This is a genomic window from Pseudonocardia sp. HH130629-09 (genome assembly GCF_001294645.1).
Taxonomy (GTDB): Bacteria; Actinomycetota; Actinomycetes; order Mycobacteriales; family Pseudonocardiaceae; genus Pseudonocardia.
In genome coordinates, this window is the sequence record NZ_CP011868.1 from 5,017,780 (window position 1) to 5,030,692 (window position 12,913).

A 12,913-nucleotide genomic window follows, 5' to 3' on the forward strand; every position below is an offset into this window, starting at 1 on the left:
CTCGGTGACACGTGCCCGGACTAGCGTGGCGCGGTGCCCCTCGTCGTCGCTCCGGCCGCCTCCTTCGACGCCCTCGCGACCCTGCTGGGCCCGAAGCGTTCCCCCGACGCGTCGGTCTGCTGGTGCCTCTCGCACCGGCTGCCCGCGGCGCGGAACCGGGCCCTGACCGGCCGGGCCCGGGGCGAGTACGTCCGGGAGCTGACGACCCGCGCGGTCGCACCCGGCGTCGTCGCCCACGACGACGGCGAACCGGTCGGCTGGGCCGCCGTGGCCCCACGCGCGGAGCTGCCGTTCGCCCGCTCCCGCACCATCCCGCGCGTCGACGATCTCCCGGTCTGGTCGGTGTGGTGCTTCCGGGTCCGTGCCGGCCACCGGGGCCGCGGCATCGAGCACGCCCTGCTCGCCGGTGCCGTCGGGTACGCCCGCGACCAGGGAGCACCGGCCGTCGAGGGCTACCCGGTGGACGACCGGGGAGCCCGGGTCGACCTGACGATGGCCTACGTCGGCACCCGCGCGTTGTTCGAGGCGGGCGGGTTCACGGTCGCCGCGAAGACCACCGGGGTGTCCGGCGGGTTCCCGCGGGTGTTCATGCGCCGGTCGACGTCCGGCTGAGCTCCCGGCGGCGCAGCAGGTACCCGGCCGCGGCGGCGAGCAGCCCGGCGAGCGCCAGACCGTGCTCGAACCAGGCGCCCCAGCGGGTCGCGAACGTCAGCTCGGTGCGCAGCGGCACCTGCTCGACCAGGGTGTCGGCGGTGTAGAGCCCGGTCCGGGCGACGACGGAGCCGTCCGGCCGGATCACCGCGCTCGCCCCGGACAGCGCCGCGACGACCGCGGCCCGGCCGTGCTCGACGGCCCGCAGCCGCGACATCGCGAGGTGCTGCCACGTCATCTCACCCCGCCCGTACCAGGCGTTGTTGGTCGGGATCACCAGCAGCGAACCGCCGTCGGCGACGCCGTCGCGCAGCACGTGGTCGTAGGCGGTCTCGTAGCAGATCGCCGTGGCCACCCGGGTGCCCGCGACGGGCAGGACCCCGGGCGCCGTACCCGGGGTGAAGTCGGCCAGCGCGACGAACGGGGTCAGGTACTGCGTGACCGCCCGCAGCGGGATGCGCTCGCCGAACGGCACGAGCTCCTGCTTCGCGTAGCGCTCCCCCGCCCCGGTCCCCGGGTTCCAGACGACCACGGCGTTCTCGGTGTCGGTCGCACCCGCCTCGTAGTTGGCGCCGATCAGGAACGGAACGCCGAGCGCGTCGACGGCCCGGTCGACCGCCGGGTCGACGCCGTCGGTCGACAGCGAGCTCTCCGGCCACACGACGAGGTCCGGCCGCGCGACCGCTCCGGACCGGACCCGGTCGGCCAGCACGGAGGTCTCGGCGAGGCTGTTCGCGCGCAGGGTCCGACCGGCCGAGAACAGGCCGAGCCCGATGTCGGGGGCGTTGCCCTGCACGACCGCGACGGTCCGGTTGCCGTCCTGGGCGTCGACGGGCGGGGTCGGCACCGCGAGCAGCACGAGCACGATCGCCACGACCGGGACGAGGCCGACGACCCGGCGGGGGCGCTGCAGGAACGCCGCCACGCAGAATCCGGCCGCGACCACCGCGACCGACACCAGCGGGGCCCCACCGCTCGCGGCCAGCGGCAGGAACGGGCCCTCGACCTGCCCGAACGCGACCCGGCCCCAGGGGAAACCGTTCAGCGGGAACCTGCTCTGCAGCCACTCCTGCGCGGCGAACGCGAGCGCACCCCACACCGGTGCGGCGGGCAACCGGGCGGCGAGGGCCACGAGTGCGCCGCCGAGCGCCGGGAACCCCGCCATCACCAGCGACAGGCCGACCCACGGGAACGGCCCGTAGTCGCGGCCCAGGAAGTCCTGGATCCACATCAGGTGCGCCAGGTAGAACGCGAACCCGAACACCGCACCGAGCCACGCGGCGCGGCGCACCCGGACCCCGGACAGGGCCCACCAGAGCAGCGCGAACGCCACGATCGCGGTCCACCACACGGTGCGCGGCGGGAACGCCAGGTGCAGCAGCACCCCGCCGACGACGACCGCCGCGATCCGCGGCGCGAGTGCCTTCACCACGGGGTCAGCATGATCCGGTCGCGGCGCGGGCCCGCGCGCGGGTCCGGACGAGCACCGCCACCACCACGCCGACGACGAGCAGCGCGCCCGCGTAGGCGGCCACGAGCTGCCCCGGCCGACCGGAGAAGTCCCCCGCGAGCGGCGGCACCAGCACCGCGGACACCGCCACGACCCCGGTCAGCACCGCCCGCGGCCGCGGGCGGTGCGGCACGCAGGCCAGCGGGGTCAGGGCCCACAGCAGGTACCACGGATGCAGCACCGGCCCGAGCACGACGACGGCGCCGAGCACCAGGCCGAGCGCCGTCGTCGCGGTGGTCCGGCCGCGGGCGTGCGCCACGAGCACCCCGGCCGCGAGCACCGCGGCGAGCACCGTCCCGACGGTCCGCGCCACCGTCAGCGCCGCGACCGGGTCCGCGCCGAGCACGCCCGCGAGCGCCGCGGCCCAGTTGGTCGGCGCCATCCAGCTGAACAGCTGCCCGGGTGCGGAGACCGCGGCGAGCCAGCTCCCCGCGCCGACCTCGACGGCCGACACCACGAGCGCGACCACCACGGAGACCCCCGCGACCAGTGCGACCGCGGCCCACCGGTGGGCACGGCCGGACGCGGACCGGATCGCGGCGACCGCCAGGACCACGAGCCCGGCCGCCGCGGGGACCTTCACCAGCGCCCCGAGCGCGACGAGCGCGGTGCCGGCGACGAGCGACGCCCGCTGCCCGCACAGCCCGACGGCGAGCCCCAGGAGCAGCAGCGCGAGCATCGGCCCGTCGTTGTGCATCCCGCCGACGACGTGCCAGAGCACCAGCGGGTTCGCGACCCCCCACGCCAGCGCCGTCCCGGGCGGGACCCCGTGCACGCGGGCCAGGCGCACCACGGCCCACGCGATCCCCGCCACCGCGACGACGGCGAGCAGCCGGTACGCCGCCACCCCGACGACCACCCCGTCCCCGGCGACCGCGGCGACCGCCTTCTGCCACAGGTCGGTCACCGGCCCGTAGGGCGACGGAGTCCCCCGCCAGTAGCCGTCGACCCGCACGAGGACCGGCGACCCGGCGGGCAGCCCGGCCGCCGGACCGGTCCGGTGCGGGTCGGCCCCGCCGAGCGCGACCATCCCCTGGGCGAGGTAGCTGTACACGTCGCGGGAGAACAGCGGCGGCGCGACGAGCAGCGGCGCGGCCCACGCGAGCAGCGCACGCACCGCGTGGGCGGGGACCACCGGTGCGCGCACCAGCAGCAACCACGCCACGACGACCAGACCCATCCCGGCCACCGCGGCGCCGAGCGCGAGCGCCGACCCGGGCCGGAGCACCACCGCCCAGGCACCGCCGGTCAGCAGCACCGCTCCGGCCGCGCCGAGCACCGTCGGCACCCCGTCGACGGCCCCGGGCGCAGGCGGAGCTTCCTCGGCGGGACCCGGCGCAAGCGGCGGCGGGTCCGGGCGGCGTTCCTCCCCCACGGCCCGGGTCAGACGGTCGGGGCCGCCGGGCCGTCGGAGGCCTGGAGCGCGCCGGCGGGGAGCCGGTCGACACCCCAGCTGCGTTCGATGTAGCCGACGATCGTGGCGATGTCCTCGGCGGGCACCCGCTCGGGCTCCCCGTGCTCCAGCGGGTCGCCGTGGAAGATGTAGAGCCGCGACGCGAACTGGTCGAACGGCAGCGACGCCTCGCCGAACCGCTCCCCGTTGCCCGCGGTCGAGACGACGACGCCGTCGCCCCAGTCCTGCCCGCTGTCGTTGTTCGGGTTGTAGAAGTACACCCGCATCACGTCGTTCGGGTCCGGTGCGACCCGCAGGATCGCGATCGCGTGCCAGCCGACGTAGCGGGCGGCGCTGTCGGTGACCGCGATCCCCGCGGGCTGCGGGTGGATCAGCGGCTGACCGCCGTTGTACCCGGGGTGGTACCCGGCGTGGAACTGGCGCAGGAACTCGTCGAGGTCGATGAGGTTGCCGGTCCCGACGTCGACGTTGATGTGGAAGCCACGGGCCGCCCACCAGCCGTGGAACTCCGGGTTGACCCAGCGGTGCGGGTCACCGGGCCGGTCCGCGCAGCGGCGGCCCATCTCGGCGTAGATCCGGTCCAGGTGCGGGACGACGACCAGCGACACCGGGTCGAGGTCGATCGGCAGCTTCTCCGCGACCCCGGCCCCGATCTCCTGCGACGAGATCCGCTGCCCCTCGAAGTGCATGACGATCTCGTCGTCGCGGGCCGCCCAGACGACCATCTGGAGCAGGTAGTCCGGGTCGTTGTAGGCCCACATCGACAGGGCGCGCGCGGACTGGCAGGTGGGGTTGTCACCCTGCCCGACGCCGAGCGGCTGGCCCAGCATCGACAGCACGCCGGCCAGCAGCCGTACCTCGGGCTCGGGCTGCTCGCCGAATGCGGCGACCAGGCGTTCTCGGGCGGCCGGGCCGATCTCGAGCGCGATCTGGCGCCACAGCCCGGGCACGACCGGCGGTTCGTAGAGGATCCCGCGGTCGAGCAGCAGCGCCAGACCGTAGATGCACTGCGCGGTGTGCGGGGTGACGGCCTCCTCGATCAGCCGGTGGACCAGGTCGCGGTAGCGCAGCAGGCAGTTCTTGCCGGTGTCGGACAGACCGAGCGCCTCGGCGAGCAGGTAGTCGCTCTCGTGCCGCAGGAACTGCAGCAGCTCCGCGTGGTACGGCGACACGAGCCCGGTGTCGTGCATGGCCCGGGCGAACCCGGCCGCCTCGTACTGCAGGCCGCCGGTGTCCATCGCCTCCAGACGCGAGCGGAAGACGTCGATGCCCGGGTCCTCGCGACTCGCCTCGGTGGTCCCGAACAGCGCGGTGATCAGCCGATCGAGGCCCTGCCCGGAGGACAGGTCGACGCTGGGGTCGCCGCGCCACACCGACAGCCGGGTGATCAGCGACGTCACCTGGTCGACCTGGATCGGACGCTGGCGCAGGATCCGCCAGATCTCGGCGACCAGCTTGTCGAGGATGCTGTCGTAGCCGATGCCCTCGGCGATGTGCCGGAACAGATCGCGGATCATCTGGGCCGTGCGGCCCTCGTGGACCCGCTCCGCCTCGGTCGGCGGGGTGAACAGCAGCTCCAGGTTCATCGCCAGCACCTGGGACAGGAACTGGCGGGCCTCGTCGGCCGAGATCGCGGGGTGGTCGTACTCCCCCAGGGCGACCGCGAGCATCCGCAGCTCGCTGGTCGCCTCCATCACCACCGTGTCGGCGACGCCGCTGTGCAGCCCCGCCCCGACGAACGCCGGGACGAGGATGTCGGGTTGGGCCCAGTCGGTGCCGGCGAACACACCGGCTTCCTCCAGCTGCCGGGCACGGGCCTGCACGGCGGCGGGGCCACCCTCCTGCAACAGCACGCGACGGAGCTGCTCCAGAACCCTGCGGATCTTCGTCGTCTTGCCGAAGTCCGGGGTCCGGGCAAGGTCGCGGGTGGCGTCGTCGAGCGAGACCAGGCGCCTGTCCAGCACGGAGGTCCCACTCGCGACGTCGACGGTCGGTTTCACACGGCTTCCCTCGTTCGGGCTCCACGGCCGTGGGCGGGGTACCCGCCCTCAGACGTAGAAGTCGAGTTCTTCCTGCTTCTTCAACAGATCCCGCATCCGGTAGGGGTCGTCCCCGAAGAAGTAGAGCAGACCCCAGTGTGTGCCGAACGCGGTCCTCTTCGTCACCGTCTCCTCGACCGGCGACGTGAGGTCGTGCGACTCGTAGTAGTCGTCGTCCTCGGTCTCCTCGGGGATCTGCAGGCTGCTGACGACGCGGCGGCGCGGGTAGACCCCGAAGCAGCCGGCCACGCCGGAGGCACCCTCGACCTCCTTCGGGAAGAAGGCGTCGATCTCCTCCTCGGTGGTCTTCGGGTCGAACGCCAGCACGAGGCCCTGGTAGGCGTTGAAGCCGTAGGAGCGCTCGAGCAGCTCGAAGACCTTGAAGCCCGGCGGCCGGTACGCGACCTCGCCGAAGTACATCTCGCCGTCGGAGGTGACGAAGTACTCCGGGTGGACGAAGCCGAACTCGATGTCGAAGGTCTTGATCAGCTTCTCGATCTGGGCGGTGATCGCGGGCCGGTACTTCTCCAGCTCCGGGGTCGCCGGCACGAACACCGAGTAGCCGAGGGTGACGTACTCGGAGATGTTGAGGAACTTGATCTTCCCCTTGTGCACCCACGCCTCGACGGCGAACTCCCACCCGTCGAGGTGGGACTCCATCAGGAGCGGGAACTCCTCGTCCGGGATGTTGTCGATGTCCTCGTAGGTGCGCACCACGCGGTGCCCGAGGCACCCCGCCTTGTCGAACGCCTTGATGTGGATCGGGTCGTTCGGGTCGCCGTCGAGCTTCAGCAGGGTCTGGTTGACGCGCTTGAGGAAGCGGACGATGTCGTCACGGTCGTGGGCCTCCTCGAAGATGCCCACCCGGATCCCGCCGAGCTGCGCGCGACGCTTCATCAGCGCCTTGTCCCGAAGCAGCATCGCCTGCCCGAACAGCCGCGGGTTGTCGAGCAGCACCGAATTGATCGCGCCGGCCCATTCCACGGTTTCCTCGAACAGCGGGATGGCGACGTCGACGCCCATCCCCTGCAAGGTCTCCGCGATCTCCATCGAACGGTCGTTCAGCCGCTCGAAGTTCCACGGGACGTACGGGATCTCGTGTTCCTTGCAATACTTCTCCGCCCAGTCCGGGGCCACGACGACGTACCGGCGGTCGAAGCGGTCGATCGCCTCCACCGCATTGAGACTCCACCCGAGAAGAGCGACGTATCCCTTTTCCGGATTCTTGGCGACTGAGTCGGACCGAGGCATGGAAAGGCAACCTCCCGATTTCGACGAATTTAGGCGGCGAATGCTTGAGTCCACACCGTACCCCGGGTGCACCCGGCGGGCGGATCGTGGCGACCCGGTCAGTCCTCGTCGGGCCCGGCGACGCCGGCGAGCCGGACCAGTCGGCGCAGCCGTCCGGCGACGGTATCCTTGGTCAGCGGCGGGTCGGCGAGACGGCCGAGCTCGGCCAGCGACAGCGACGGGTGCTCCAGCCGCAGCAGGGCGGTCTCGCGCAGGTGGGGCACGACGTCGTCGCCGAGCACCCGCAGCGCGGCCCGGACACGCTCCGTCGTCGCGGCGGCGGCCGTCGCGGCGCGGCGGGCGTTGACCGTCTGCAACGACCCGTCCGCAGGCGTCGCGGCCCGCGGCACGACCGGGAACCGGCCCAGCACCTCGGCCACGCCCGGCGCTCCGACGCTGCGCAGCAGGGACTCGACGCTCTCCGGGTCGCGCACCACCACCCGGTGCTCGGTCACGGTCTCCTGCGGCTCGGCCAGGACCCCCAACCCGCGGGCCACCCCGACCAGGGCCAGCACGACGGCCGGCCCGGGGCAGGTGACCACCAGCCGGACACGCCCGGCCGGCCGGACGACCCGTCCGCGGGCGATCAGCGCCCCGCGCCAGACCCCGGCCGCGACGACGGGCCCCGCCGCGACGACGGCCGGCGGCAGCCCGAGCACCGGCCGCCCGGTCCGGTCGACCAGGCCCGTCGCCCGGGCGAGGTCGGCGCCCGGCGCCGTCACCCGCACCTGGTAGCGCAGGGTCCCGGCGCCGCCGGTCACGACCTCGGAGCGCAGCCCGCCACGGCCGTGGAGTGCGTTCAGCTCCGCGCCCAGGCGCAGGGCGGGGGCCGGGGCGTCGAACTCGGCGCGGATCGTCGTGGTGCCGTCGCGGACGCCGACCTCACCCGCCAGCCGCAGCTGGGCGACGAGACCGGCGTGCCGGGCGGCGGCACGCCCCTCGCGGACCGCGCCGAGCTCGCGGCGCAGCTCGGCGGTGACACGCTCCAGGTCGAACACGGTCGCCTCCTGGGGAGGGGAGGTGGCAGGACGGGAACGCACATCCCCCGAGGTGCGTCCCCGCCCTGCCCGGACGAGTGGGGCGCAGGCGGCGCCCCACCGTGGCGGGATCAGTCCTCGGACGGGGGCGCGTGCATCGGGCAGCGCGGATCGATGCAGGGGAGGGCCTGCGCCCCCGACCGGTAGGCCGCGTTCGCCAGCACCGAGCACAGGCAGCCCTGGGCCTTCGCCCGCGGCCCACCCGGCGCCAGCTCGCCGGACGGGACCGGCACCGGTCCCGGACCTCCCCCGCCGTTCGTCCCCTCGGGCATGGTTCCCCCTCCGCACGACTGCGCGCCCGGCGTTCCCCGGTGGACGGGGCCCGTGCGCAGATACATCCGGCGGCCGCCGCCGTGTCAGGGACCGGCCGGGCGACCGGGTCGGGACGGTACCCTATACATGGAGTAACGCCTATTTCGGGACGGTATCGACGGGGAGTGGCGATTCACCACTCAGGGTGACCCCTCTGCGCCGGGCCAGACCAGCGATCTGGGCCCAGATGAGGACCGTCAGGTGCTCGGCCACGACCTCGCGGGCCGGGGCGGTCCCCGTCTCGCGGCCGCGCAGCCACCACTCCGCGGTCGCCTGCACCGAGCCCACCAGGGACCGCGACCACACCCCGACCAGCTCGGACTCCTCGATGCCCAGCGCCGCGGCCGACGAGCCGAGCACCCCGGCCAGGGCGGAGGCGATGAACTCTCGGCCCGCGTCGACGACCTCGCCCCGCTGGCCGGGCAGCCGCCGGCGGAACAGCAGGTCGACGCCCGGCGAGTCCTCGAGGAAGCCCAGCACCGCGTCGACCGAGTCGTGGATCCGCGTTCGCGCCGCGTTCTCCCGGTACAGGACGGGCATCAGCCGCTCCATGAGCCGGTCGGTCGCCCGGGCCGCCATCGCGTCGAGCAGCGCCGCCCGGTCGCCGAAGTGCCGGTAGATCACCGGCTTGGTGACACCCGCCTCGTGGGCCACCTGGTCGAGGCCGAAGTCCTGCCCGTCACGGCCCAGCACGACGAGCGCCGCGTCGACCACCTGCTCACGACGGCGCGCGCGGTGCGTCTCCCAGCGCGTGCTGCGGCCGTCGGACCGGGGGTCGCCCGCGGCCCCGGGCTCCCCGTGCTCGGACGACACGCCGACCATGCTCCTCCCCGGCGGGCCCGGCCGGAGGAGGACCGGACCCCGGACAACAGTGGATCATGCGCCCCCCGGCCGGCTCAGCGCGGCGCGGTCATCCCGCGCGCGACGAGCTCGGCGAGGGCGGTCGCGCCGTCCTCGTCGATCGGCCCGCCGTGCACCGCCAGCCGCCAGAACGGCACGCTGCCGAGCAGGTCGACGACGAGCTCCGCCTCCACCCCGCGGGCCTGCTCCGGCGCGATATCCCCCCGCGCGACGGCCCGGTCGAGCACCTCCCGCGACCGGGCCCGGCGCGGCCCGGCGAGCCGGGACCGGAACGCCTCTGCCAGGCCCGGCGACCGCCGGGACTCCGCAAGCAGGTCCGGCACGATCGGCGCCAGCCGGGGGTGGTCGAGCCAGTCCCGCATCCCGACGACGAGGGCACGCAGGTCACCGACCAGCGTGCCGGTGTCCGGGGACGGCTCGGGCGGGACCCCGAACCGGCCGACGACGTCCATGACCATCTCGTCCTTGCCGGGCCAGCGCCGGTACAGCGCGCTCTTGCCGACCCCGGCACGCGCCGCCACCCGCTGCATCGACAGCCGGCCGTGGCCGACCTCGGCGAGCTCGGCCAGCACGGCGTCGACGACCGCCTCGGTCAGCTCGGGCCGGAGGACGGCGGCTCCGGACGGGGCACGGCGCGGGCTGGGCACGGTCGCAGCATAGCGACTGGACGGGACGGACCTGTCTCGTCCATAGTCGTCGGGACGGAACCGTATCGCCGTAACGGAGACCTCCCAATGGACGACGACGCACGACGACGGCGCGCCCACGCCGCCGTGGACGCGGTCCTGGACCGCGTCCTGGCCCACGACATGGCGGGCTTCGCCGCGCTCTGGGCCCCCGACGGCACGATGACCTTCCCGTTCGTGGCCCCGGGCTCGCCGCGGGCGCTCGCCGGCCGGGACGCCGTCGCCGCCTACGTGGCCGGGTACAACGAGCTGCTGCTGCCCGCCGCCGTCACCGACGAGGTACGGCACACCACCGGCGACCCGGACACCCTCGTCGTCGAGTTCGCGGTGCGCGGCACGGTCGTGGCGACCGGGACGGACTACACCCTGCGCTACGTCGCGGTCGTGACCGTCGGCCCGGACGGGATCACCGGCTACCGCGACCACTGGAGCCCGCTGGAGGCCCAGCAGGTACTCGGCCGCACGGGACTGGTGGAGGCCGCGCGATGACCGTGTTGGTCACCGGGGCCACCGGTACGACCGGCCGGCGGGTCGCCGAACTCCTGGACGCCGCGGGGGCCGGCGTCCGGCGGGCCGCTCGGTCCACCTCCCCGGGGTTCGACTGGCTGGACCCGGCGACCCACGACGCGGCGTTCGACGGCGTCGAGCGGATGTACCTGCTCCCGCCGGTCGCCACACCCGACCCCGCTCCCGTGGTCGCGCCCGTCCTGGAGCGGGCCGTCCGGCGGGGGCTGCGCCGGGTGGTACTGCTGAGTTCCTCGGCGGTCGGGCGCGGCACGCCCGGCCCCGGTGTCGTGCAGCAGGTCGTCCGGGACACGGCCCCGGAGCCGTGCGTGCTGCGGCCGTCGTGGTTCGCCCAGAACCTGGTCGGTGAGCACCTCGCCGCCCGCGGGCTGCGCGCCGGCGAGGTCGTCACCGCCACCGGGGACGGACGGGTCCCGTTCGTCGACGCCGCGGACATCGCCGCCGTCGCCACCGCGCTGCTGCTCGACCCGGCACCACCGGAGCACGACGTGGTCGTCACCGGCCCGGAGGCGCTGTCCTACGACGACGTGTGCTCGATCTGGACCGAGGTCACCGGCCGGGCGGCCCGGCACCGCCGGGTGGACGTGCCCGCGATGGCCGACCGGCTCGTCGCGGACGGCATGCCCGCCGACTACGCGGCCGTGCTCGCCGGGCTCGACGGGCTCATCGCCGACGGCGCCCAGGCGGCCACCAGCGACGCGGTGCGACGGATCACCGGGCACGACCCGCGCAGCGTGCGGGACGTGCTGCGCGAGGCCGGCCCCGTCCGGCCATGACCACGGCCACACCGGCGGCCGACTTCGGGCACCCGCGTGCGAGGCTCGCCCGCGGACGCGCTGGACGAGGCGAGGAGGCGTGGTGCGACGGGTGGTCTGCAGGGAGTTCGCCGATCCGGAGCGGTTCGAGCTGGTGGAGGAGCCGACCCCGGAGCCGGGACCGGGCGAGGTGCTCGTCTCGGTCGAGGCGACAGCGGTCAGCTTCGTCGACGGCCTGATCGCCCGCGGCGGCTACCAGCTGCGCCCACCGCTCCCGTTCACCCCGGGCACGGCCGTCGCCGGGACGACCGCGGACGGGCGGCGGGTCGCCGCACTGCTGATGTCCTTCGGTGGGTTCGCCAGCCACGTCGTGGTCCCGGAGGACCTCCTCGTGCCGGTGCCGGACGGAGTAGACCCGGCTGTCGCGGCGAGCTCGATGGAGAGCCACGGGACGATCGCCTTCGCACTGCGGGAGCGGGTCGCGGTCCGCCCCGGCGAGTGGGTCGTCGTGCTCGGCGCGAGCGGCGGGATCGGCCGGGCCGCGATCGACCACTCCCGCGCGGCCGGGGCGCGGGTGCTCGCCGTCGCGTCCACACCGGACAAGCGAGCGGCCGCGCTCGCCGCAGGCGCCGAGGCCGCAGTCGGCTACGACGGCCTCAAGGACACCGTCCGCGAGCACACCGGCGGGGGAGCGGACGTCGTGATCGACCCGGTCGGCGGGGACGCCGCGGAGGCCGCGCTGCGGGCCCTCGGCACGGGTGGCCGGTTCTGCGTGCTGGGCTTCACCTCCGGCGGCATCCCGCGGCTGCCGGCGAACGTCGTGCTGCTGCGCAACCGGACCGTCGTCGGGGTGGACTGGGGCGACTGGTCGCGTACCGACCCGGTGGCCTCGCGCGACCTGGCGGAGGACGTGCTGCGCCGGATCGCCGCCGGCGAGCTGCACCCGGCGCCGCCGCGGGCGCTGCCGCTGGCCGACGCCGCCGTCGCGACCCGCGCCTACGCCGAACGCTCCGCGGTCGGGAAGCTGGTGCTCGCTCCCTGACTCCTGGCCGTCCCGGGCGCCATCCCCGTCGTGCGGCGGACGAACACCCCGGCGGCGGCCGGTTCTGGCCGGGCGTGGCGGGCGGTGTGCTCTGCCTGCTCGCGGCCACCAGCGGCATCGTCGGGGCGCCACCGCACCGGAGCAGGCACTCCCGGCCGCTGCCCGGTGTCGCCGCGGGCACGGTCACCGCGCAGGACCCCCGCCGGGTCGTCGGGCCACGCCCGCACCGCGGCGACCACGGGTACGGCAGCAAGCGTGACCGCGACGGCGACGGCGTCGCCTGCGGGCGAGGCACCCGGACGACCTGGCACGAACCGGGCCGGCGCAGGCATCATCGAGGAGATGAGCGAGGCGCTGAAACCCGAGGACGTGCGGATCTCCGACGCCGACCGACAGGCGGTCGCCGACCGGTTGCGCGCGGCCCACGCCGAGGGCTACCTCGACCTCGCCGAGTACGATGAGCGCGTCACCGAGGTCTGGCGGATGCGCACCCGGGGCGACCTGGGCCGGGTGACCCGGGACCTGCCGGCGGCCTCGGCGGCCGCCCGGCGCGACGGCACGGTGTTCTCCGCGACGCCCGGCGGCGTCGCGATGAAAGTCCTGTCGATCATCTGGCTCTGCCTGACCGCCGCGGCTGCCGCCGGGACCAGCGTGCTGGCCCTGCTCACCGAGCTGAGCCCCTGGTGGTTCCTCGTGTTCTCCGCCCCCACCGGTGCGGTGCTGCTCACGCTGTGGGGCGCCGGGGCCGGACGTGCCCGGCGCGGCGGCCGGTAGCCTCCGCGCCGGTACCG

At 74.8% G+C, this 12,913-nt stretch carries 14 protein-coding genes; 6 read left to right on the top strand and 8 right to left on the bottom strand.

From position 1 onward, the window contains the following. Window positions 1–33 precede the first annotated feature (33 nt). Window positions 34–612 (top strand): GNAT family N-acetyltransferase, encoded by a 579-nt coding sequence (locus XF36_RS23280; protein ID WP_060713609.1) that lies wholly within the window; start codon window positions 34–36, stop codon window positions 610–612. Here the strand turns inward: XF36_RS23280 and lnt are convergent. The 8 genes from lnt to XF36_RS23315 form a co-directional block, all read right to left on the bottom strand. Continuing rightward, window positions 587–2,083: an apolipoprotein N-acyltransferase gene (lnt, locus tag XF36_RS23285; protein WP_145981473.1), complete on the bottom strand. Its 1,497-nt coding sequence runs from the start codon at window positions 2,081–2,083 to the stop codon at window positions 587–589. The two genes, XF36_RS23280 and lnt, sit on opposite strands and share 26 nt — an antisense overlap. 4 nt (window positions 2,084–2,087) lie before the next feature. Then, on the bottom strand, window positions 2,088–3,449 hold the full coding sequence (gene mptB / locus XF36_RS23290) for a polyprenol phosphomannose-dependent alpha 1,6 mannosyltransferase MptB (RefSeq protein WP_060713610.1): 1,362 nt from the start codon (window positions 3,447–3,449) through the stop codon (window positions 2,088–2,090). Between the two features lie 95 nt (window positions 3,450–3,544). Continuing rightward, a complete protein-coding gene (locus XF36_RS23295; RefSeq protein ID WP_238588997.1) occupies window positions 3,545–5,539 on the bottom strand; it encodes a hypothetical protein in 1,995 nt (664 codons plus the stop codon). A gap of 84 nt (window positions 5,540–5,623) precedes the next feature. Then, entirely contained in the window at window positions 5,624–6,865 is a 1,242-nt protein-coding gene (locus tag XF36_RS23300; protein WP_060713612.1) for an ATP-grasp domain-containing protein, read from the bottom strand. Between the two features lie 98 nt (window positions 6,866–6,963). After that, entirely contained in the window at window positions 6,964–7,902 is a 939-nt protein-coding gene (gene whiA / locus XF36_RS23305; protein WP_060713613.1) for a DNA-binding protein WhiA, read from the bottom strand. A 110-nt stretch (window positions 7,903–8,012) separates the two neighbouring features. Further along, window positions 8,013–8,213 carry a hypothetical protein gene (locus XF36_RS32700; RefSeq protein WP_168169564.1) on the bottom strand — a complete coding sequence of 67 codons (201 nt, stop codon included), beginning with the start codon at window positions 8,211–8,213 and terminating at the stop codon, window positions 8,013–8,015. Window positions 8,214–8,352: 139 nt separating this feature from the next. Beyond that, entirely contained in the window at window positions 8,353–9,066 is a 714-nt protein-coding gene (locus XF36_RS23310) for a TetR/AcrR family transcriptional regulator (RefSeq protein WP_168169565.1), read from the bottom strand. Between the two features lie 83 nt (window positions 9,067–9,149). Beyond that, a complete protein-coding gene (locus XF36_RS23315; RefSeq protein WP_060713615.1) occupies window positions 9,150–9,761 on the bottom strand; it encodes a TetR/AcrR family transcriptional regulator in 612 nt (203 codons plus the stop codon). Window positions 9,762–9,848: 87 nt separating this feature from the next. On the opposite strand from XF36_RS23315, the gene XF36_RS23320 reads away from it, so the two are divergent. The 5 genes from XF36_RS23320 to XF36_RS23335 all read left to right on the top strand — a co-directional run bounded on the left by XF36_RS23320 (window position 9,849) and on the right by XF36_RS23335 (window position 12,896). Further along, the gene (locus XF36_RS23320; protein ID WP_060713616.1) at window positions 9,849–10,289 is read left to right on the top strand and encodes a nuclear transport factor 2 family protein; all 441 of its coding nucleotides are present in this window, start codon (window positions 9,849–9,851) and stop codon (window positions 10,287–10,289) included. After that, a complete protein-coding gene (locus XF36_RS23325; RefSeq protein ID WP_060713617.1) occupies window positions 10,286–11,101 on the top strand; it encodes an NmrA family NAD(P)-binding protein in 816 nt (271 codons plus the stop codon). Before XF36_RS23320 ends, XF36_RS23325 begins: the two co-directional genes overlap by 4 nt. 82 nt (window positions 11,102–11,183) lie before the next feature. After that, window positions 11,184–12,122, top strand: coding sequence for an NADPH:quinone oxidoreductase family protein (locus XF36_RS23330; protein WP_060714926.1), 939 nt, complete (start codon window positions 11,184–11,186; stop codon window positions 12,120–12,122). An 86-nt stretch (window positions 12,123–12,208) separates the two neighbouring features. Continuing rightward, window positions 12,209–12,583, top strand: a complete 375-nt coding sequence (locus XF36_RS35825) for an excalibur calcium-binding domain-containing protein (RefSeq protein WP_414706259.1) — start codon at window positions 12,209–12,211, stop codon at window positions 12,581–12,583. Continuing rightward, window positions 12,465–12,896: a DUF1707 SHOCT-like domain-containing protein gene (locus XF36_RS23335; RefSeq protein WP_060713618.1), complete on the top strand. Its 432-nt coding sequence runs from the start codon at window positions 12,465–12,467 to the stop codon at window positions 12,894–12,896. The genes XF36_RS35825 and XF36_RS23335 overlap by 119 nt, the downstream gene beginning before the upstream one ends. Window positions 12,897–12,913 lie beyond the last annotated feature (17 nt).

Bases quoted from the DNA above. Each gene is read 5' to 3' on its own strand.
- XF36_RS23300 (WP_060713612.1), bottom strand. From the start codon at position 6,865: ATGCCTCGGTCCGACTCAGTCGCCAAGAATCCGGAAAAGGGATACGTC.
- XF36_RS32700 (WP_168169564.1), bottom strand. From the start codon at position 8,213: ATGCCCGAGGGGACGAACGGCGGGGGAGGTCCGGGACCGGTGCCGGTC.
- XF36_RS23320 (WP_060713616.1), top strand. From the start codon at position 9,849: ATGGACGACGACGCACGACGACGGCGCGCCCACGCCGCCGTGGACGCG.
- XF36_RS23325 (WP_060713617.1), top strand. From the start codon at position 10,286: ATGACCGTGTTGGTCACCGGGGCCACCGGTACGACCGGCCGGCGGGTC.
- XF36_RS23335 (WP_060713618.1), top strand. From the start codon at position 12,465: ATGAGCGAGGCGCTGAAACCCGAGGACGTGCGGATCTCCGACGCCGAC.